At 47.7% G+C, this 22,014-nt stretch carries 5 protein-coding genes, 5 tRNA genes and 6 rRNA genes; 15 read left to right on the forward strand and 1 reads right to left on the reverse strand.

What is annotated here, in order from left to right; all coding sequences use genetic code 11:
* The first annotated feature begins 43 nt into the window (after window positions 1-43).
* The 14 genes from KJB05_RS02095 to KJB05_RS02160 all read left to right on the forward strand — a co-directional run bounded on the left by KJB05_RS02095 (window position 44) and on the right by KJB05_RS02160 (window position 15,834).
* Complete coding sequence (locus KJB05_RS02095) at window positions 44-1,918, forward strand: assimilatory sulfite reductase (NADPH) flavoprotein subunit (RefSeq protein WP_208445820.1); 1,875 nt, start codon at window positions 44-46, stop codon at window positions 1,916-1,918.
* Window positions 1,918-3,654 carry an assimilatory sulfite reductase (NADPH) hemoprotein subunit gene (cysI, locus tag KJB05_RS02100; RefSeq protein WP_208445821.1) on the forward strand — a complete coding sequence of 579 codons (1,737 nt, stop codon included), beginning with the start codon at window positions 1,918-1,920 and terminating at the stop codon, window positions 3,652-3,654. Before KJB05_RS02095 ends, cysI begins: the two co-directional genes overlap by 1 nt.
* On the forward strand, window positions 3,647-4,426 hold the full coding sequence (locus KJB05_RS02105; RefSeq protein WP_208445822.1) for a phosphoadenylyl-sulfate reductase: 780 nt from the start codon (window positions 3,647-3,649) through the stop codon (window positions 4,424-4,426). The genes cysI and KJB05_RS02105 overlap by 8 nt, the downstream gene beginning before the upstream one ends.
* Before the next feature lie 592 nt (window positions 4,427-5,018).
* A 16S ribosomal RNA gene (locus KJB05_RS02110) occupies window positions 5,019-6,571 on the forward strand.
* A gap of 67 nt (window positions 6,572-6,638) precedes the next feature.
* A tRNA-Ile gene (locus KJB05_RS02115) sits at window positions 6,639-6,715 on the forward strand.
* 39 nt (window positions 6,716-6,754) lie between these two features.
* A tRNA-Ala gene (locus KJB05_RS02120) sits at window positions 6,755-6,830 on the forward strand.
* 287 nt (window positions 6,831-7,117) lie between these two features.
* Window positions 7,118-10,007 (forward strand): 23S ribosomal RNA (locus KJB05_RS02125).
* Between the two features lie 89 nt (window positions 10,008-10,096).
* Window positions 10,097-10,213: ribosomal RNA gene (gene rrf / locus KJB05_RS02130) — 5S ribosomal RNA — on the forward strand.
* 316 nt (window positions 10,214-10,529) lie between these two features.
* Window positions 10,530-12,082, forward strand: a 16S ribosomal RNA gene (locus tag KJB05_RS02135).
* A gap of 67 nt (window positions 12,083-12,149) precedes the next feature.
* Window positions 12,150-12,226 (forward strand) — tRNA-Ile (locus tag KJB05_RS02140).
* A 39-nt stretch (window positions 12,227-12,265) separates the two neighbouring features.
* Window positions 12,266-12,341 (forward strand) — tRNA-Ala (locus KJB05_RS02145).
* A 287-nt stretch (window positions 12,342-12,628) separates the two neighbouring features.
* Window positions 12,629-15,519, forward strand: a 23S ribosomal RNA gene (locus tag KJB05_RS02150).
* 89 nt (window positions 15,520-15,608) lie between these two features.
* A 5S ribosomal RNA gene (rrf, locus tag KJB05_RS02155) occupies window positions 15,609-15,725 on the forward strand.
* The 16S, 23S and 5S rRNA genes sit together here with 5 tRNA genes alongside, the layout of an rRNA operon.
* 32 nt (window positions 15,726-15,757) lie before the next feature.
* Window positions 15,758-15,834, forward strand: a tRNA-Asp gene (locus tag KJB05_RS02160).
* A gap of 918 nt (window positions 15,835-16,752) precedes the next feature.
* Here the strand turns inward: KJB05_RS02160 and KJB05_RS02165 are convergent.
* Complete coding sequence (locus KJB05_RS02165; RefSeq protein WP_208446320.1) at window positions 16,753-18,078, reverse strand: sodium:proton antiporter; 1,326 nt, start codon at window positions 18,076-18,078, stop codon at window positions 16,753-16,755.
* Between the two features lie 189 nt (window positions 18,079-18,267).
* Here KJB05_RS02165 and metH point away from each other — a divergent pair, with 189 nt between their 5' ends.
* Entirely contained in the window at window positions 18,268-21,948 is a 3,681-nt protein-coding gene (metH, locus tag KJB05_RS02170; protein ID WP_208446321.1) for a methionine synthase, read from the forward strand.
* Window positions 21,949-22,014 lie beyond the last annotated feature (66 nt).

Genomic DNA, 22,014 nt, shown 5'->3' on the forward strand with positions numbered 1-22,014 from the left:
GTGGTTAATCTATCGTCACGCAATGAATAGGGATGTCGTGACAATGTCTTTTCAACAGAATGAATATTCTCACAAGAAAGTGTCGGAAGATAATAATGGGCAAGGTGGTAATCCGCCAATCGCAAGCCCGCTTAATGACCAGCAATTTAACTCACTCCAGCAAACTGTCTCAGAGTTGTCTTCACAGCAACTTGCATGGGTCAGCGGTTACTTCTGGGGACTCGCTCAAAACCAACCAAGTGCAGCGGCTGCATCGCCTATCGCACAGGCGGCTGCTTCCGTTGCTGCAAAACCAGCAGGCAAGCTAAGCATCATTTTTGCTTCTCAGACTGGTAATGCGAAAGGCGTTGCTGAAGCACTAGAGCAAGAAGCCAAAGCAGAAGGCATTGCTGTAGAGCTGTTTGATGCTAGCGATTACAAAGGCAAGAACTTAGCAAAAGAGACTCACGTGATCATCGTGGCGTCGACCAATGGTGAAGGCGAAGCGCCAGATAATGCCATTGAACTGCATGAGTTCCTTCAATCTAAAAAAGCACCCAAGTTACCAAATCTACAATACGCCGTGATTGCACTGGGCGATTCTAGTTATGAGTTCTTCTGCCAAACGGGCAAAGACTTCGATACTTATTTGTCTAAGTTAGGCGCAACTGCCTTCATCGATCGCATTGATTGTGATGTGGATTATGAAGCGCCGGCTGCTGAATGGCGTAAGCAAGCGCTTGAACAAGTAAAAGAAGCCCTTTCTTCAGGTAACGAAGCAGAAGTAGTCCAACTACCTGTTGGTCAAGCCGCTCCAGGACATTCTGCTTATAACAAGCAAAACCCATATACCGCAACGTTACTGACAAGCCAGAAAATCACGGGTCGCGATTCGGGCAAAGATGTTCGCCACGTAGAGATTGACCTTGAAGAATCAGGTTTAACTTATCAAGCCGGTGATGCTTTAGGGGTGTGGTTCGATAATAGTTCAGAATTAGCCAACGCGATCTTAGCTAAGGTTGGTCTATCCGGTGTAGAAAGTGTTGAAGTGGATGGCGAAAGCCTTTCTATTCATAGTGCATTGGTTAGCAAGTACGAAATCACCGCATCAAACCCTCAGTTTGTCACTAAATTCGCAGAGCTATCTGGTAGTAAGAAACTGCAAAAGCTAGTGGAAGATAAAGACAAGCTTCGTGAGTACGCTGCAAATACCCAAGTTGTAGACGTGCTTGCAGAGAAGAAGACCAAGCTAAGTGCAGAAGAATTGGTTGGTTTACTTCGTCGATTGACACCTCGTCTATATTCTATCGCTTCGAGTCAAACGGAAGTCGATGAAGAAGTTCATCTAACCGTAGGCTTGGTTGAATACAACAAAGGTGATGAAAAGCGCTATGGCGGAGCATCAAGTTTCCTCGCTCAACGTCTAGAAGAAGGCGGCGAAGTGAAAGTGTTTGTTGAGCACAACAATAACTTCAAACTGCCACAAGATGACAACACACCAATCATCATGGTTGGTCCTGGTACCGGTATTGCACCTTTCCGCAGCTTTATTCAGGAGCGTGATAACCGTGACGCGGAAGGCAAGAACTGGTTGTTCTTTGGTGATCGTACCTTTACTCAAGATTTCCTTTACCAAGTTGAATGGCAGAAGTACCTCAAGTCAGGTTTGCTGACTCGCCTTGATGTTGCGTTTAGTCGCGACCAAGCAGAGAAGGTTTACGTTCAACATCGCATCCTAGAAAACGCTGAACAAGTGTGGCAATGGATTCAAGATGGTGCCTACATCTATGTATGTGGTGATGCCACTCGTATGGCAAAAGATGTTCACGATGCGCTGGTATTTGTAGCCGAGCAACAAGGCAAGCTATCTCGTGAAGAAGCCGAAGCATTTATCAACGATCTACGTAAAGCGAAACGTTACCAAAGGGATGTGTACTAATGAGCGCGAATCAACAATCAAACAGCCAAGAAGTATTAGGTGAGGTGCTTGGTCCACTCTCGGATAACGAGCGCCTTAAAAGAGAAAGTAATTTACTGCGTGGAACGATTGAACAAGATCTGCAAGACCGCATTACTGGTGGCTTTACTGCAGACAACTTCCAATTGATTCGTTTTCACGGAATGTACCAGCAAGATGACCGCGATATCCGTAACGAGCGTGCTAAACAAAAGTTGGAGCCGCTACATAACGTCATGCTTCGTGCACGTATGCCGGGTGGCATCATTACACCAAAGCAATGGCTAGCGATCGACAAGTTTGCAACCGAGCACTCTTTATATGGAAGTATTCGTCTTACTACTCGTCAAACGTTCCAGTTCCATGGCGTGCTAAAACCAAATATCAAGTTGATGCACCAAACGTTAAACAGCATTGGTATCGACTCGATTGCAACTGCGGGTGACGTTAACCGTAACGTGTTGTGTACCACTAACCCAGTGGAGTCGGAGCTACACCAAGAAGCTTACGAATGGGCGAAGAAGATCAGCGAGCATCTACTACCGAAGACACGTGCTTATGCCGAGATTTGGTTGGACGGTGAAAAAGTAGAAAGCACGGAAGAAGACGAACCGATTCTGGGTAAGAACTATCTACCACGTAAGTTTAAAACCACAGTGGTTATTCCACCGCAAAATGACGTAGACGTACACGCTAACGATCTTAACTTCGTAGCGATTGCGGATAACGGCAAGCTGGTTGGTTTTAACGTGCTTGTGGGTGGCGGTCTAGCGATGACGCATGGCGATACGTCAACCTATCCACGTAGAGCGGATGATTTTGGTTTTATTCCATTGGAGAAAACACTTGATGTTGCTGCTGCTGTAGTAACAACTCAACGTGATTGGGGTAACCGTTCTAACCGTAAGAATGCAAAAACCAAATACACATTAGATCGTGTCGGTAGTGATGTGTTTAAAGCGGAAGTAGAAAAACGTGCCGGTGTTAAGTTTGAGCAAAGCCGTCCTTACGAATTCACGGAACGTGGTGACCGTATCGGTTGGGTTGAAGGTATCGATGGTAAGCATCACCTAGCACTCTTCATCGAAAACGGCCGTCTATTAGATTTCCCGGGTAAACCACTTAAGACTGGTGTTGCTGAAATTGCCAAAATCCATAAAGGCGATTTCCGTATGACAGCAAACCAAAACCTGATTGTTGCTGGTGTACCAAAAAGCCAAAAAGCGAAGATCGAGAAGATTGCTCGTGAACATGGTTTGATGGATGACGGCGTAAGTGAACAACGTAAGAACTCGATGGCGTGTGTGGCGTTTCCAACATGTCCATTAGCAATGGCAGAAGCAGAGCGTTTCCTACCTCAGTTCGTAACCGATGTAGAAGGTATTCTAGAAAAGCATGGTCTACCTGAAGAAGACAATATCATCCTACGAGTAACAGGGTGTCCAAATGGTTGTGGTCGAGCAATGCTGGCAGAAATCGGCTTAGTTGGTAAAGCTCCAGGTCGATACAACTTACACCTAGGTGGTAACCGCGGCGGTACTCGAGTACCGAAGATGTATAAAGAGAACATTACGGATAAGCAAATCTTAGAAGAGATTGATCAGCTGGTGGCTCGTTGGGCTGTTGAACGTGAAGAAGGCGAAGCATTTGGTGACTTCACGATTCGAGCTGGCATTATCCAAGAAGTGTTCGTATCAAAGAGGGACTTCCATGCTTGATTCTGTAGCGTCCAAACCGGAGCTAGCAGAGTTACTGACATTAACTAAGACGGAGCAAATCCTCCGTCTTGCTCAAATCAATGTCGAGCTCGAACAGCTTTCGGCACAAGAGAGAGTAAAGTGGGCATTGGATAATTTGGAAGGGGAGTTCGCTGTCTCATCCAGTTTCGGTATCCAAGCTGCAGTGATGCTCCATCTTGTGACACAACAAAAACCGGACATCCCTATCATCCTAACGGACACCGGTTATCTATTTGCAGAGACTTATCAATTTATCGACCAGCTGAAAGCGCAACTGAACCTCAACCTTAAAGTGTACCGAGCAAAAGAAAGTGCCCATTGGCAAGAAGCGCGTTACGGAAAACTTTGGGAACAAGGCGTCGAGGGAATTGAGAAGTACAACAAGATAAATAAGGTTGAACCAATGCGACGAGCTCTGCGAGAGCAAAACGTTGGAACTTGGTTCTCAGGATTGCGCCGAGAGCAAAGTCAGTCTCGTGCTGGTCTACCAATCTTATCGATCCAAAATGGCGTATTTAAATTCTTACCAGTGATCGACTGGACGAATAAAGATGTCCACTACTACTTAGAAGAACATGGCTTGAGTTATCACCCGTTGTGGGAGCAAGGTTACCTCTCAGTAGGCGATACGCATACAACGAGAAAGTGGGAATCGGGCATGTCAGAAGAAGAAACGCGCTTCTTCGGCTTAAAACGTGAATGTGGATTACATGAAGATGACGATAATGAACAAGATGGTTCTGGCATTTAGTTGTTAAGCCCGTAAAAGCCGTGTTCAGGTCTAATAAAGAAAGCTGCTGCAAAGCAGCTTTCTTTGTTTATAGAGGCTAAAAATAAGGGTAAAAAGGATAACTCTGTGGATAAGTTGTTTGCTATCTATGGGTAAAGTTGGATAAATAAGGCTTTGATCGAAAAGTCGTCGCTTAACCATTATTTTTGCAATTTTTGCAAAATAACGCTTGCCAATGTGAGCGCGATCTCTATAATGCCTCCTTGTCGACAGGGCAGAGCTCACAAGGCTTCAAAGCGAAGTTGACAAGGTCAGAAAGAAAAACGAAATAATTTGAAAAAGTGTTTGACACAGAAAATTATCTCGCTAGAATGGCCGCCTCTTCCGAAGTGATGTAAATCACAAAGAAGAGTAGCTCTTTAAAAATAAGAACCTATCAATCTGTGTGGGCACTCGTTGATGATAATCCAATTAGATGTTTCTTTCTTAACGGAAAGCGGTATCAAATTAGGTTTCAATGAAACGAAGTGACCATTGAGTCGAAAGACTCAGCACAGTCAATTCAAACATTACTTATGTAATGTTCAGTATTCATTGAGCCGAACAAAATCTTAAATTGAAGAGTTTGATCATGGCTCAGATTGAACGCTGGCGGCAGGCCTAACACATGCAAGTCGAGCGGAAACGAGTTATCTGAACCTTCGGGGAACGATAACGGCGTCGAGCGGCGGACGGGTGAGTAATGCCTAGGAAATTGCCCTGATGTGGGGGATAACCATTGGAAACGATGGCTAATACCGCATAATGCCTACGGGCCAAAGAGGGGGACCTTCGGGCCTCTCGCGTCAGGATATGCCTAGGTGGGATTAGCTAGTTGGTGAGGTAATGGCTCACCAAGGCGACGATCCCTAGCTGGTCTGAGAGGATGATCAGCCACACTGGAACTGAGACACGGTCCAGACTCCTACGGGAGGCAGCAGTGGGGAATATTGCACAATGGGCGCAAGCCTGATGCAGCCATGCCGCGTGTGTGAAGAAGGCCTTCGGGTTGTAAAGCACTTTCAGTCGTGAGGAAGGTGGTAGTGTTAATAGCACTATCATTTGACGTTAGCGACAGAAGAAGCACCGGCTAACTCCGTGCCAGCAGCCGCGGTAATACGGAGGGTGCGAGCGTTAATCGGAATTACTGGGCGTAAAGCGCATGCAGGTGGTTTGTTAAGTCAGATGTGAAAGCCCGGGGCTCAACCTCGGAATAGCATTTGAAACTGGCAGACTAGAGTACTGTAGAGGGGGGTAGAATTTCAGGTGTAGCGGTGAAATGCGTAGAGATCTGAAGGAATACCGGTGGCGAAGGCGGCCCCCTGGACAGATACTGACACTCAGATGCGAAAGCGTGGGGAGCAAACAGGATTAGATACCCTGGTAGTCCACGCCGTAAACGATGTCTACTTGGAGGTTGTGGCCTTGAGCCGTGGCTTTCGGAGCTAACGCGTTAAGTAGACCGCCTGGGGAGTACGGTCGCAAGATTAAAACTCAAATGAATTGACGGGGGCCCGCACAAGCGGTGGAGCATGTGGTTTAATTCGATGCAACGCGAAGAACCTTACCTACTCTTGACATCCAGAGAACTTTCCAGAGATGGATTGGTGCCTTCGGGAACTCTGAGACAGGTGCTGCATGGCTGTCGTCAGCTCGTGTTGTGAAATGTTGGGTTAAGTCCCGCAACGAGCGCAACCCTTATCCTTGTTTGCCAGCGAGTAATGTCGGGAACTCCAGGGAGACTGCCGGTGATAAACCGGAGGAAGGTGGGGACGACGTCAAGTCATCATGGCCCTTACGAGTAGGGCTACACACGTGCTACAATGGCGCATACAGAGGGCAGCAAGCTAGCGATAGTGAGCGAATCCCAAAAAGTGCGTCGTAGTCCGGATTGGAGTCTGCAACTCGACTCCATGAAGTCGGAATCGCTAGTAATCGTGGATCAGAATGCCACGGTGAATACGTTCCCGGGCCTTGTACACACCGCCCGTCACACCATGGGAGTGGGCTGCAAAAGAAGTAGGTAGTTTAACCTTCGGGAGGACGCTTACCACTTTGTGGTTCATGACTGGGGTGAAGTCGTAACAAGGTAGCGCTAGGGGAACCTGGCGCTGGATCACCTCCTTAAACGATGATTACTCACGATGAGTGTCCACACAGATTGATACGGTTTATAAGTAAAAGAGACGATACTGGGTCTGTAGCTCAGGTGGTTAGAGCGTTCGCCTGATAAGCGAGAGGTCGGTGGTTCGAGTCCACTCAGACCCACCAATTTCTTTTGAGATTGGTATGCAGTATCGACACCTTGATGGGGCTATAGCTCAGCTGGGAGAGCGCCTGCCTTGCACGCAGGAGGTCTGCGGTTCGATCCCGCATAGCTCCACCATCTTTAAGCATTCTTACGAGTGTGTTTAAAAATGGTTTCATCAGAAAATCTAGCTCTTTAACAATTTGGAAAGCTGACAAAACAATCTTTAAGATTGTTTGTAAAGTTCTCAATGTTTGTCTTTATGACAAACACCAAAAAACACATTCAAGTGTTCTTGGGAATATCACTTTTAAGTGATTATTCGAAATTGAGTCCGGCAAAATCGAAATGTCTCTCGCTCATTCAAATAATGAGAGACAACTTTGGTGATTTGAACATCAACTCGAAACTCCTTCGGGTTGTATGGTTAAGTGACTAAGCGTACACGGTGGATGCCTTGGCAGTCAGAGGCGATGAAGGACGTATTAACTTGCGATAAGCCCAGATTAGGTAGTAAAAACCATTTGAGTCTGGGATTTCCGAATGGGGAAACCCACTTACATAAGTAAGTATCGCTGCGTGAATACATAGCGCAGCGAGGCGAACCGGGGGAACTGAAACATCTAAGTACCCCGAGGAAAAGAAATCAACCGAGATTCCGAAAGTAGCGGCGAGCGAAATTGGACTAGCCCTTAAGCTTTTTATGCGTCAGGTGAAACTTCTGGAAAGTTGTGCGATACAGGGTGATAGCCCCGTAACCGGCAACGCATATAAAGTGAAATCGAGTAGGGCGGGACACGTGATATCCTGTCTGAATATGGGGGGACCATCCTCCAAGGCTAAATACTACTGACTGACCGATAGTGAACCAGTACCGTGAGGGAAAGGCGAAAAGAACCCCTGTGAGGGGAGTGAAATAGAACCTGAAACCGTGTACGTACAAGCAGTAGGAGCACCTTCGTGGTGTGACTGCGTACCTTTTGTATAATGGGTCAGCGACTTATATTCAGTGGCAAGGTTAACCATCTAGGGGAGCCGTAGCGAAAGCGAGTGTTAACTGCGCGACTCAGTCGCTGGATATAGACCCGAAACCAGGTGATCTAGCCATGGGCAGGTTGAAGATTGAGTAACATCAATTGGAGGACCGAACCGACTAATGTTGAAAAATTAGCGGATGACTTGTGGCTAGGGGTGAAAGGCCAATCAAACCTGGAGATAGCTGGTTCTCCCCGAAAGCTATTTAGGTAGCGCCTCGGACGAATACTACTGGGGGTAGAGCACTGTTAAGGCTAGGGGGTCATCCCGACTTACCAACCCTTTGCAAACTCCGAATACCAGTAAGTACTATCCGGGAGACACACGGCGGGTGCTAACGTCCGTCGTGGAGAGGGAAACAACCCAGACCGCCAGCTAAGGTCCCAAATTACTACTAAGTGGGAAACGATGTGGGAAGGCTCAGACAGCCAGGATGTTGGCTTAGAAGCAGCCATCATTTAAAGAAAGCGTAATAGCTCACTGGTCGAGTCGGCCTGCGCGGAAGATGTAACGGGGCTAAGTAGTAAACCGAAGCTGCGGCAATGCACTTTGTGCATTGGGTAGGGGAGCGTTCTGTAAGCGGTTGAAGGTGTGTGGTAACGCATGCTGGACGTATCAGAAGTGCGAATGCTGACATGAGTAACGATAAAGGGGGTGAAAAACCTCCTCGCCGGAAGACCAAGGGTTCCTGTCCAACGTTAATCGGGGCAGGGTAAGTCGACCCCTAAGGCGAGGCCGAAAGGCGTAGTCGATGGGAAACGGGTTAATATTCCCGTACTTCTTACAATTGCGATGGGGGGACGGAGAAGGCTAGGTGGGCCTGGCGACGGTTGTCCAGGTTCAAGTGCGTAGGCTGAGAAATTAGGTAAATCCGGTTTCTCTTAAGGCTGAGACACGACGTCGAGCTACTACGGTAGTGAAGTCATTGATGCCATGCTTCCAGGAAAAGCCTCTAAGCTTCAGATTGTAAGGAATCGTACCCCAAACCGACACAGGTGGTCGGGTAGAGAATACCAAGGCGCTTGAGAGAACTCGGGTGAAGGAACTAGGCAAAATGGTACCGTAACTTCGGGAGAAGGTACGCTCTTGATGGTGAAGTCCCTTGCGGATGGAGCTGACGAGAGTCGCAGATACCAGGTGGCTGCAACTGTTTATTAAAAACACAGCACTGTGCAAAATCGTAAGATGACGTATACGGTGTGACGCCTGCCCGGTGCCGGAAGGTTAATTGATGGGGTTAGACTTCGGTCGAAGCTCTTGATCGAAGCCCCGGTAAACGGCGGCCGTAACTATAACGGTCCTAAGGTAGCGAAATTCCTTGTCGGGTAAGTTCCGACCTGCACGAATGGCGTAATGATGGCCACGCTGTCTCCACCCGAGACTCAGTGAAATTGAAATCGCTGTGAAGATGCAGTGTACCCGCGGCTAGACGGAAAGACCCCGTGAACCTTTACTACAGCTTGGCACTGAACATTGACCCTACATGTGTAGGATAGGTGGGAGGCTTTGAAGCAAGTACGCCAGTATTTGTGGAGCCGTCCTTGAAATACCACCCTTGTAGTGTTGATGTTCTAACGTCGACCCCTTATCGGGGTTGCGGACAGTGCCTGGTGGGTAGTTTGACTGGGGCGGTCTCCTCCCAAAGAGTAACGGAGGAGCACGAAGGTGGGCTAATCACGGTTGGACATCGTGAGGTTAGTGCAATGGCATAAGCCCGCTTGACTGCGAGAATGACAATTCGAGCAGGTGCGAAAGCAGGTCATAGTGATCCGGTGGTTCTGAATGGAAGGGCCATCGCTCAACGGATAAAAGGTACTCCGGGGATAACAGGCTGATACCGCCCAAGAGTTCATATCGACGGCGGTGTTTGGCACCTCGATGTCGGCTCATCACATCCTGGGGCTGAAGTCGGTCCCAAGGGTATGGCTGTTCGCCATTTAAAGTGGTACGCGAGCTGGGTTTAGAACGTCGTGAGACAGTTCGGTCCCTATCTGCCGTGGGCGTTGGAAGATTGAAGGGGGCTGCTCCTAGTACGAGAGGACCGGAGTGGACGAACCTCTGGTGTTCGGGTTGTGTCGCCAGACGCATTGCCCGGTAGCTAAGTTCGGAATCGATAACCGCTGAAAGCATCTAAGCGGGAAGCGAGCCCTGAGATGAGTCTTCCCTGATACTTTAAGTATCCTAAAGGGTTGTTCGAGACTAGAACGTTGATAGGCAGGGTGTGTAAGCGTTGTGAGGCGTTGAGCTAACCTGTACTAATTGCCCGTGAGGCTTAACCATACAACACCCAAGGGGTTTTGATGGACTCAATGCAAGAACATTGAATGTGTAAATAGAACTTAAAACAGCTTTCCGAATTAAAGAATTTGCTTGGCGACCATAGCGATTTGGACCCACCTGACTTCCATTCCGAACTCAGAAGTGAAACGAATTAGCGCCGATGGTAGTGTGGGGCTTCCCCATGTGAGAGTAGGACATCGCCAGGCTTTATTTCGCACTTGCTTAAGATTTAAGCAAGTCACCATAAAGTTCTAAATTATTTTAGAGTTTTATGTTGACTTTCAAAGTGGAAAGCGTATTATACGCACCTCGCTTAAGTGCTAAGGCACTGAAAGCCAAGCTCTTTAACAATATAGACCTATCAATCTGTGTGGGCACTCGTTGATGATAATCCAATTAGATACCTCGGTATCAAATTAGGTTTCAATGAAACGAAGTGACCATTGAATCGAAAGATTCAGCACAGTCAATTCAAACATTACTTATGTAATGTTCAGTATTCATTGAGCCGAACAAAATCTTAAATTGAAGAGTTTGATCATGGCTCAGATTGAACGCTGGCGGCAGGCCTAACACATGCAAGTCGAGCGGAAACGAGTTATCTGAACCTTCGGGGGACGATAACGGCGTCGAGCGGCGGACGGGTGAGTAATGCCTAGGAAATTGCCCTGATGTGGGGGATAACCATTGGAAACGATGGCTAATACCGCATAATGCCTACGGGCCAAAGAGGGGGACCTTCGGGCCTCTCGCGTCAGGATATGCCTAGGTGGGATTAGCTAGTTGGTGAGGTAATGGCTCACCAAGGCGACGATCCCTAGCTGGTCTGAGAGGATGATCAGCCACACTGGAACTGAGACACGGTCCAGACTCCTACGGGAGGCAGCAGTGGGGAATATTGCACAATGGGCGCAAGCCTGATGCAGCCATGCCGCGTGTGTGAAGAAGGCCTTCGGGTTGTAAAGCACTTTCAGTCGTGAGGAAGGTAGTGTAGTTAATAGCTGCATTATTTGACGTTAGCGACAGAAGAAGCACCGGCTAACTCCGTGCCAGCAGCCGCGGTAATACGGAGGGTGCGAGCGTTAATCGGAATTACTGGGCGTAAAGCGCATGCAGGTGGTTTGTTAAGTCAGATGTGAAAGCCCGGGGCTCAACCTCGGAATAGCATTTGAAACTGGCAGACTAGAGTACTGTAGAGGGGGGTAGAATTTCAGGTGTAGCGGTGAAATGCGTAGAGATCTGAAGGAATACCGGTGGCGAAGGCGGCCCCCTGGACAGATACTGACACTCAGATGCGAAAGCGTGGGGAGCAAACAGGATTAGATACCCTGGTAGTCCACGCCGTAAACGATGTCTACTTGGAGGTTGTGGCCTTGAGCCGTGGCTTTCGGAGCTAACGCGTTAAGTAGACCGCCTGGGGAGTACGGTCGCAAGATTAAAACTCAAATGAATTGACGGGGGCCCGCACAAGCGGTGGAGCATGTGGTTTAATTCGATGCAACGCGAAGAACCTTACCTACTCTTGACATCCAGAGAACTTTCCAGAGATGGATTGGTGCCTTCGGGAACTCTGAGACAGGTGCTGCATGGCTGTCGTCAGCTCGTGTTGTGAAATGTTGGGTTAAGTCCCGCAACGAGCGCAACCCTTATCCTTGTTTGCCAGCGAGTAATGTCGGGAACTCCAGGGAGACTGCCGGTGATAAACCGGAGGAAGGTGGGGACGACGTCAAGTCATCATGGCCCTTACGAGTAGGGCTACACACGTGCTACAATGGCGCATACAGAGGGCAGCAAGCTAGCGATAGTGAGCGAATCCCAAAAAGTGCGTCGTAGTCCGGATTGGAGTCTGCAACTCGACTCCATGAAGTCGGAATCGCTAGTAATCGTGGATCAGAATGCCACGGTGAATACGTTCCCGGGCCTTGTACACACCGCCCGTCACACCATGGGAGTGGGCTGCAAAAGAAGTAGGTAGTTTAACCTTCGGGAGGACGCTTACCACTTTGTGGTTCATGACTGGGGTGAAGTCGTAACAAGGTAGCGCTAGGGGAACCTGGCGCTGGATCACCTCCTTAAACGATGATTACTCACGATGAGTGTCCACACAGATTGATACGGTTTATAAGTAAAAGAGACGATACTGGGTCTGTAGCTCAGGTGGTTAGAGCGTTCGCCTGATAAGCGAGAGGTCGGTGGTTCGAGTCCACTCAGACCCACCAATTTCTTTTGAGATTGGTATGCAGTATCGACACCTTGATGGGGCTATAGCTCAGCTGGGAGAGCGCCTGCCTTGCACGCAGGAGGTCTGCGGTTCGATCCCGCATAGCTCCACCATCTTTAAGCATTCTTACGAGTGTGTTTAAAAATGGTTTCATCAGAAAATCTAGCTCTTTAACAATTTGGAAAGCTGACAAAACAATCTTTAAGATTGTTTGTAAAGTTCTCAATGTTTGTCTTTATGACAAACACCAAAAAACACATTCAAGTGTTCTTGGGAATATCACTTTTAAGTGATTATTCGAAATTGAGTCCGGCAAAATCGAAATGTCTCTCGCTCATTCAAATAATGAGAGACAACTTTGGTGATTTGAACATCAACTCGAAACTCCTTCGGGTTGTATGGTTAAGTGACTAAGCGTACACGGTGGATGCCTTGGCAGTCAGAGGCGATGAAGGACGTATTAACTTGCGATAAGCCCAGATTAGGTAGTAAAAACCATTTGAGTCTGGGATTTCCGAATGGGGAAACCCACTTACATAAGTAAGTATCGCTGCGTGAATACATAGCGCAGCGAGGCGAACCGGGGGAACTGAAACATCTAAGTACCCCGAGGAAAAGAAATCAACCGAGATTCCGAAAGTAGCGGCGAGCGAAATTGGACTAGCCCTTAAGCTTTTTATGCGTCAGGTGAAACTTCTGGAAAGTTGTGCGATACAGGGTGATAGCCCCGTAACCGGCAACGCATATAAAGTGAAATCGAGTAGGGCGGGACACGTGATATCCTGTCTGAATATGGGGGGACCATCCTCCAAGGCTAAATACTACTGACTGACCGATAGTGAACCAGTACCGTGAGGGAAAGGCGAAAAGAACCCCTGTGAGGGGAGTGAAATAGAACCTGAAACCGTGTACGTACAAGCAGTAGGAGCACCTTCGTGGTGTGACTGCGTACCTTTTGTATAATGGGTCAGCGACTTATATTCAGTGGCAAGGTTAACCATCTAGGGGAGCCGTAGCGAAAGCGAGTGTTAACTGCGCGACTCAGTCGCTGGATATAGACCCGAAACCAGGTGATCTAGCCATGGGCAGGTTGAAGATTGAGTAACATCAATTGGAGGACCGAACCGACTAATGTTGAAAAATTAGCGGATGACTTGTGGCTAGGGGTGAAAGGCCAATCAAACCTGGAGATAGCTGGTTCTCCCCGAAAGCTATTTAGGTAGCGCCTCGGACGAATACTACTGGGGGTAGAGCACTGTTAAGGCTAGGGGGTCATCCCGACTTACCAACCCTTTGCAAACTCCGAATACCAGTAAGTACTATCCGGGAGACACACGGCGGGTGCTAACGTCCGTCGTGGAGAGGGAAACAACCCAGACCGCCAGCTAAGGTCCCAAATTACTACTAAGTGGGAAACGATGTGGGAAGGCTCAGACAGCCAGGATGTTGGCTTAGAAGCAGCCATCATTTAAAGAAAGCGTAATAGCTCACTGGTCGAGTCGGCCTGCGCGGAAGATGTAACGGGGCTAAGTAGTAAACCGAAGCTGCGGCAATGCACTTTAGTGCATTGGGTAGGGGAGCGTTCTGTAAGCGGTTGAAGGTGTGTGGTAACGCATGCTGGACGTATCAGAAGTGCGAATGCTGACATGAGTAACGATAAAGGGGGTGAAAAACCTCCTCGCCGGAAGACCAAGGGTTCCTGTCCAACGTTAATCGGGGCAGGGTAAGTCGACCCCTAAGGCGAGGCCGAAAGGCGTAGTCGATGGGAAACGGGTTAATATTCCCGTACTTCTTACAATTGCGATGGGGGGACGGAGAAGGCTAGGTGGGCCTGGCGACGGTTGTCCAGGTTCAAGTGCGTAGGCTGAGAAATTAGGTAAATCCGGTTTCTCTTAAGGCTGAGACACGACGTCGAGCTACTACGGTAGTGAAGTCATTGATGCCATGCTTCCAGGAAAAGCCTCTAAGCTTCAGATTGTAAGGAATCGTACCCCAAACCGACACAGGTGGTCGGGTAGAGAATACCAAGGCGCTTGAGAGAACTCGGGTGAAGGAACTAGGCAAAATGGTACCGTAACTTCGGGAGAAGGTACGCTCTTGATGGTGAAGTCCCTTGCGGATGGAGCTGACGAGAGTCGCAGATACCAGGTGGCTGCAACTGTTTATTAAAAACACAGCACTGTGCAAAATCGTAAGATGACGTATACGGTGTGACGCCTGCCCGGTGCCGGAAGGTTAATTGATGGGGTTAGACTTCGGTCGAAGCTCTTGATCGAAGCCCCGGTAAACGGCGGCCGTAACTATAACGGTCCTAAGGTAGCGAAATTCCTTGTCGGGTAAGTTCCGACCTGCACGAATGGCGTAATGATGGCCACGCTGTCTCCACCCGAGACTCAGTGAAATTGAAATCGCTGTGAAGATGCAGTGTACCCGCGGCTAGACGGAAAGACCCCGTGAACCTTTACTACAGCTTGGCACTGAACATTGACCCTACATGTGTAGGATAGGTGGGAGGCTTTGAAGCAAGTACGCCAGTATTTGTGGAGCCGTCCTTGAAATACCACCCTTGTAGTGTTGATGTTCTAACGTCGACCCCTTATCGGGGTTGCGGACAGTGCCTGGTGGGTAGTTTGACTGGGGCGGTCTCCTCCCAAAGAGTAACGGAGGAGCACGAAGGTGGGCTAATCACGGTTGGACATCGTGAGGTTAGTGCAATGGCATAAGCCCGCTTGACTGCGAGAATGACAATTCGAGCAGGTGCGAAAGCAGGTCATAGTGATCCGGTGGTTCTGAATGGAAGGGCCATCGCTCAACGGATAAAAGGTACTCCGGGGATAACAGGCTGATACCGCCCAAGAGTTCATATCGACGGCGGTGTTTGGCACCTCGATGTCGGCTCATCACATCCTGGGGCTGAAGTCGGTCCCAAGGGTATGGCTGTTCGCCATTTAAAGTGGTACGCGAGCTGGGTTTAGAACGTCGTGAGACAGTTCGGTCCCTATCTGCCGTGGGCGTTGGAAGATTGAAGGGGGCTGCTCCTAGTACGAGAGGACCGGAGTGGACGAACCTCTGGTGTTCGGGTTGTGTCGCCAGACGCATTGCCCGGTAGCTAAGTTCGGAATCGATAACCGCTGAAAGCATCTAAGCGGGAAGCGAGCCCTGAGATGAGTCTTCCCTGATACTTTAAGTATCCTAAAGGGTTGTTCGAGACTAGAACGTTGATAGGCAGGGTGTGTAAGCGTTGTGAGGCGTTGAGCTAACCTGTACTAATTGCCCGTGAGGCTTAACCATACAACACCCAAGGGGTTTTGATGGACTCGATGTAAGAACATTGAATGTGTAAATAGAACTTAAAACAGCTTTCCAGATTAAAGAATTTGCTTGGCGACCATAGCGATTTGGACCCACCTGATTTCCATTCCGAACTCAGAAGTGAAACGAATTAGCGCCGATGGTAGTGTGGGGCTTCCCCATGTGAGAGTAGGACATCGCCAGGCTTTAAATTTAGACTTAAATGTCTAACCAGTGCGGAGCGGTAGTTCAGTTGGTTAGAATACCGGCCTGTCACGCCGGGGGTCGCGGGTTCGAGTCCCGTCCGCTCCGCCACTTATTTAAAAACCCAGTCTTCGGATTGGGTTTTGTCGTTTTAAAGCTCAAAAATGTTCCCTTTCAGGGAATGAGTCCCGCTTGAACGCAAGCTCGAACTAGGCGTCCCCGCCGACTCGCCGCTTATTCCAGACCTCAGCAGAAATGCGGAGGTCTTTTCGTATTACGATATTATACTTTGGTCTGCGACTAACGAGTCCCGCTCGTGTGCGAGTCCAATTGAACGTAAGCCTAGACTCGGCATCATCACCACTCCGCTACTTATTTAGAACCTTAGTCTTTGGACTTGCTTTTGTTCTTTCTTGAGTATGATGATGTTCCCTTTTAGGGAGCAGATCTCCAAAAGGCGTTCTCTTACTCGAGTGCTCCTTCAGGAGTTTCCGATTGTATTTCTCTTACTCAGAAAAACACTAAACAACGATGTGAAAGAGCGCCTTGGACTTTTCGTATCTATGGGCTTGTTAATTCTCTAATAAAGCTTAGTTAGCATGTAATCTATGTTTCGGACTTATCAACTCATTTAGAATGCCCTATCTTAATTTAGTAATGATTTTGATGTTTGAGTCGATAAGCTCCATAGCTCTCGCTAGTCTCGTCTTCACTTATTCCTGTAAAGCAGGCCTTAATCAGAAGACCCTATATTCCATCATTCATTAACGGCTAAGCTTTGGAGTTGTTCTTATAGTATGGGGGAGGGAGAGCTTCTTCTTTTCAATTTTGCAAGCTACTGTCGACTCTCCTCTTAGTGTTACATCGGTCTGTGTACTTGATTATGGATTAAGAAGCGCTGAATGAAATTACTAGAGCTAAGGGGGAGGGAAATGGGCTTTAGTTTATTGTTCTGGCTTTAGATGTCCTCAATTTTCGGCATAAAAAAGGCAGCCAAATGGCTGCCTTTTTTGATAGTTGTAGAAGTACTTACTCTTGAGAAGCTTTTGCTTCTTGTGGTTCAACTGAGCCTTCTGCTTCCACTTCTTTCTCAGCTTGTTTCGCTTTCTCGATCATTGGCGTAATGGTGGAGCCTTGAATCAGGATTGAGAATACGACTACCGAGTAGGTCATCACCATGATGATCTCTTTCACATCAATCAATTTCTCTGGAATAACTAAGATACCCGATGGGATTGATAGCGCCATAGCTAGAGCGAGGCCGCCGCGCAAGCCACCCCAAGTTAAGATCTTAATAGACCATGGATTATATTTTCTATAGCGCTTAAACCCAATGTAAGAAATGAACACACTTAGGTAACGAGCAGCAAGTACTAGTGGTACTGAAATTGCCATCATGAGCCAGTCTTCTTTGTGGAATTCGAACAGCAGCATCGACATACCAATCAGAAGGAATAGCACGCCATTCAAGAACTCATCGACCAACTCCCAAAAGTGGTCTAGATGATCTTCACTTTCTTTAGAGAAGCCAATAAAGCGTGTCCAGTTACCGATCATGATGCCCGATACCACCATTGCAAGCGGGCCCGAAACATGAAGGTATTCAGCAAATGCGTAACCAGCGGTTGGCACACCAATAGTAAGTAATAGCTCCATTGAGTGGTCATCAGTGGCGCTGATTAAGTAGTGGAAAATAAGACCTAGTACGAAGCCATAAACGATGCCGCCAATCGCTTCTTGAACAAATAGAAGTGTCACACTGCCAACGGTAGGAGCTTCAGTACCGAAGGCGATGGTGAATAGTGTTACGAAAATTACCAGACCAAAGCCGTCGTTAAACAGAGACTCACCTTCAATCTGTGTAGAGATCCGTTTTGGTGCATTAAGCTTTTTAACAATGGCGAGCACTGCAATCGGGTCGGTTGGGGAGATAAGCGCACCGAAGAGCAGACAGTAGACGAGGTCAAATTGAATGCCGATAACTTGGCAGAAGCCGTAAAGTACAAAACCGATAAAGAAGGTTGAGAAGAGTGTTGCACCTAAAGCGAGTACGGTGATTTCCCATTTTTGATCTTTGAGGTTAGGGAGTTTGATACCCAAACCACCGGCAAAAAGTAGGAATCCGAGGATACCTTTAAGAAGAAAATCCTCGAAGTTAATGCTGGTAACAGTTTCGGTCGCTATCTCGGTGAGATGAAACCAATCATTTTGACCTGCGATTAGAATGAGGAGTGAAAGAATCATCGAACCGGCAGTGATTGCGATGGTGGTTTGCATCTTTCCTATCTTACTGTTTACAAAGGCAATAACCATTGCCGCTGCAGATAGAAAACATAAAGTATGATAGACCGACATAGAGCTCTCTATTTGTAACATTTTATGAATGGAATTCTCGGACGATGTTGACTAAATAGCAAACATTTTTTCGAGATTATTTTGTAACTCGACGGAGACAAAATAATCAGTAATTCGTATTTTAGACGTCTAGACTCCTTTAATTTGTGTGATAGGATGGAGAAATAACTAAAGGAATGAGGCTGTACTGTGGGAAGTAATGTAAGACAACAGATTGAAGCTCAATTAAAGCAACGTATCTTGCTGATCGATGGTGGTATGGGCACCATGATTCAGGGATACAAACTTGAAGAGCAAGACTATCGAGGAGAGCGCTTTGCGGATTGGCATTGTGATCTAAAAGGCAACAACGATTTGTTGGTGCTCACTCAGCCTCAATTGATTAAGGAAATTCACAGCGCTTACTTAGAAGCAGGCGCTGACATTCTTGAGACCAACACCTTTAACGCGACGACAATTGCGATGGCTGACTATGAGATGGAAAGCCTGAGTGAGGAAATCAACTTTGCCGCTGCAAAGCTTGCGCGTGAAGCCGCTGATGAGTGGACGGCAAAAACGCCAGAGCGTCCACGTTATGTCGCGGGTGTGCTTGGTCCAACAAACCGTACTTGTTCTATCTCCCCTGACGTAAACGATCCGGGCTATCGCAACGTCAGCTTCGATGAGCTTGTTGAAGCTTATTCAGAATCCACTCGAGCGCTGATCAAAGGTGGCTCTGATCTTATTCTGATCGAGACCATCTTCGATACGCTTAACGCTAAAGCTTGTGCCTTCGCGGTTGATAGTGTTTTCGAAGAACTAGGTATCGAGTTACCAGTGATGATCTCCGGTACCATTACCGATGCTTCTGGGCGCACCCTCTCAGGTCAAACTACGGAAGCCTTCTATAACTCTCTTCGTCATGTTAACCCGATTTCATTTGGTTTGAACTGTGCACTTGGCCCAGACGAACTACGCCCATACGTAGAAGAGCTTTCTCGTATTTCGGAATCTTTTGTTTCTACTCACCCAAATGCGGGTCTACCGAACGCTTTTGGTGAGTATGACCTTTCGCCAGAAGATATGGCGGAACACGTTAAAGAGTGGGCGGAGAGTGGTTTCCTCAACTTAATTGGTGGTTGTTGTGGTACCACGCCAGAGCATATTCGCCATATGGCAATGGCAGTTGACGGCGTGAAACCTCGTGATTTGCCTGAGCTTACGGTTGCGTGTCGTTTATCCGGTCTTGAGCCTCTTACTATTGAAAAAGAGACGCTGTTTATCAACGTAGGTGAGCGTACTAACGTAACCGGTTCTGCTCGATTTAAACGTCTTATCAAAGAAGAACTCTATGATGAAGCGTTAGAGGTCGCACGACAACAAGTTGAAAACGGCGCTCAGATCATTGACATCAACATGGATGAAGGCATGTTGGATGCAGAAGCCTGTATGGTTCGCTTCCTAAACCTATGTGCGTCTGAGCCAGAGATCTCCAAAGTGCCAATAATGGTCGACTCTTCTAAATGGGAGGTCATCGAGGCGGGTCTGAAGTGTATTCAGGGCAAGGGCATCGTGAACTCCATCTCTTTGAAAGAAGGCAAAGAGAAGTTTGTTGAGCAAGCAAAACTGATTCGTCGATATGGTGCTGCAGTTATCGTTATGGCGTTTGACGAAGTTGGTCAGGCAGAAACACGTGAGCGTAAGTTAGAAATCTGTACTAACGCTTATCGTATCTTGGTTGATGAAGTCGGCTTCCCACCAGAAGATATCATCTTTGACCCGAACATCTTTGCAGTTGCGACTGGTATCGAAGAGCACAACAACTACGCCGTCGATTTCATCGAAGCGGTTGCCGACATTAAGCGCGACTTGCCTCACGCGATGATCTCCGGTGGTGTCTCTAACGTTTCCTTCTCATTCCGCGGTAATAATTACGTTCGAGAAGCGATTCACGCGGTGTTCCTATACCACTGTTTTAAAAATGGTATGGACATGGGCATTGTGAACGCGGGTCAGTTGGAAATTTATGATAACGTTCCAGACAAACTGCGTGAAGCGGTAGAAGATGTGGTTCTTAACCGTCGTGATGATTCGACCGAGCGGTTACTTGATATCGCAGCAGAATACGCAGGTAAAGGCGTTGGTAAAGAAGAAGATGCTTCTGCACTAGAGTGGCGTACTTGGGCGGTAGAAAAACGTCTAGAACATGCGCTGGTTAAAGGTATTACTGAGTTCATTGTCGAAGATACCGAAGAAGCTCGTCTAAATGCCTCTAAGCCACTTGAAGTCATTGAAGGTCCGTTGATGGACGGCATGAACGTGGTGGGTGACTTATTTGGTGAAGGTAAGATGTTCCTTCCTCAGGTAGTGAAATCCGCGCGTGTTATGAAGCAAGCGGTAGCGCACCTAGAGCCTTTCATTAACAAGGAGAAGCAAGCGGGTTCTTCCAACGGTAAGATCTTACTGGCTACGGTTAAAGGTGACGTACACGATATTGGTAAGAACATTGTTGGTGTGGTACTGCAATGTAATAACTACGAGATCATCGATCTTGGCGTAATGGTGCCATGTGAGAAGATCCTCAAGGTAGCCAAAGAAGAAAACGTCGACATCATTGGTCTTTCTGGTTTGATCACTCCGTCCCTTGATGAAATGGTGCATGTCGCCAAAGAAATGGAGCGTCTTGATTTCGAGCTTCCACTTCTAATTGGTGGTGCAACAACATCCAAAGCGCACACGGCGGTTAAGATTGAGCAGAACTACAAACATCCTGTGGTTTACGTCAATAACGCTTCTCGTGCGGTTGGTGTATGTACATCATTACTTTCAGACGAACTTCGTCCTGGCTTTGTTGAGAAACTGGACGTGGACTATGAACGCGTACGTGATCAGCATAATCGTAAGAAGCCGCGCACTAAGCCTGTTACTTTAGAAGAAGCACGAGCGAACAAAGTCGCGATTGATTGGGATAAGTACACGCCTCCTACCCCTGTGAAGCCGGGCATTCATATCTTTGATGACTTTGAAGTATCTACTTTGCGTAAGTACATCGACTGGACGCCTTTCTTTATGACTTGGTCGTTAGTCGGCAAGTATCCAACAATCTTTGACCATGAAGAAGTGGGTGAAGAGGCTCAACGCCTGTACAAAGATGCTAACGAACTACTAGATCGTGTTGAGCGTGAAGGGTTACTCAAAGCGCGTGGCATGTGTGGTCTGTTCCCTGCAGCAAGCGTGGGTGATGATATCGAAGTCTACACCGACGAATCGCGTACAGAAGTGGCGAAAGTCCTGCATAACTTACGCCAGCAGACGGAGAAACCAAAAGGCTTCAACTACTGTCTATCTGATTATGTTGCACCTAAAGAGTCCGGTAAGCGAGATTGGGTTGGTGCTTTTGCGGTAACTGGTGGTATCGGTGAGCGTGAACTTGCTGACGAATACAAAGCACAGGGTGATGATTACAATGCCATCATGATCCAAGCAGTAGCGGACCGTTTGGCGGAAGCATTTGCTGAGTATCTACATGAGCGCGTGCGCAAAGAGATTTGGGGTTACGCTGCGGATGAAGAGCTATCGAATGAAGAGCTGATTCGTGAGAAATACCAAGGTATTCGTCCTGCTCCCGGCTATCCAGCATGTCCAGAGCATACTGAGAAAGGACCGCTTTGGGAGCTTATGAATGTTGAAGAAAACATTGGAATGTCACTGACATCGAGCTATGCGATGTACCCAGGAGCATCCGTTTCGGGTTGGTACTTCTCGCACCCTGACTCTCGTTACTTTGCGATCGCTCAGATCCAAGAGGATCAGTTGCAAAGCTATGCTGATCGTAAAGGTTGGGATAGGATCGAAGCGGAAAAATGGTTAGGTCCCAACATTAACGGTTAACCAAGCTATATAGAAACGAAAAGGGCTGCCATGTGCAGCCCTTGTTTATTAGTGATTGAAAGTATT

The organism is Vibrio sp. B1ASS3 (genome assembly GCF_905175355.1).
In the GTDB taxonomy this organism is placed as follows: Bacteria; Pseudomonadota; Gammaproteobacteria; order Enterobacterales; family Vibrionaceae; genus Vibrio; species Vibrio owensii.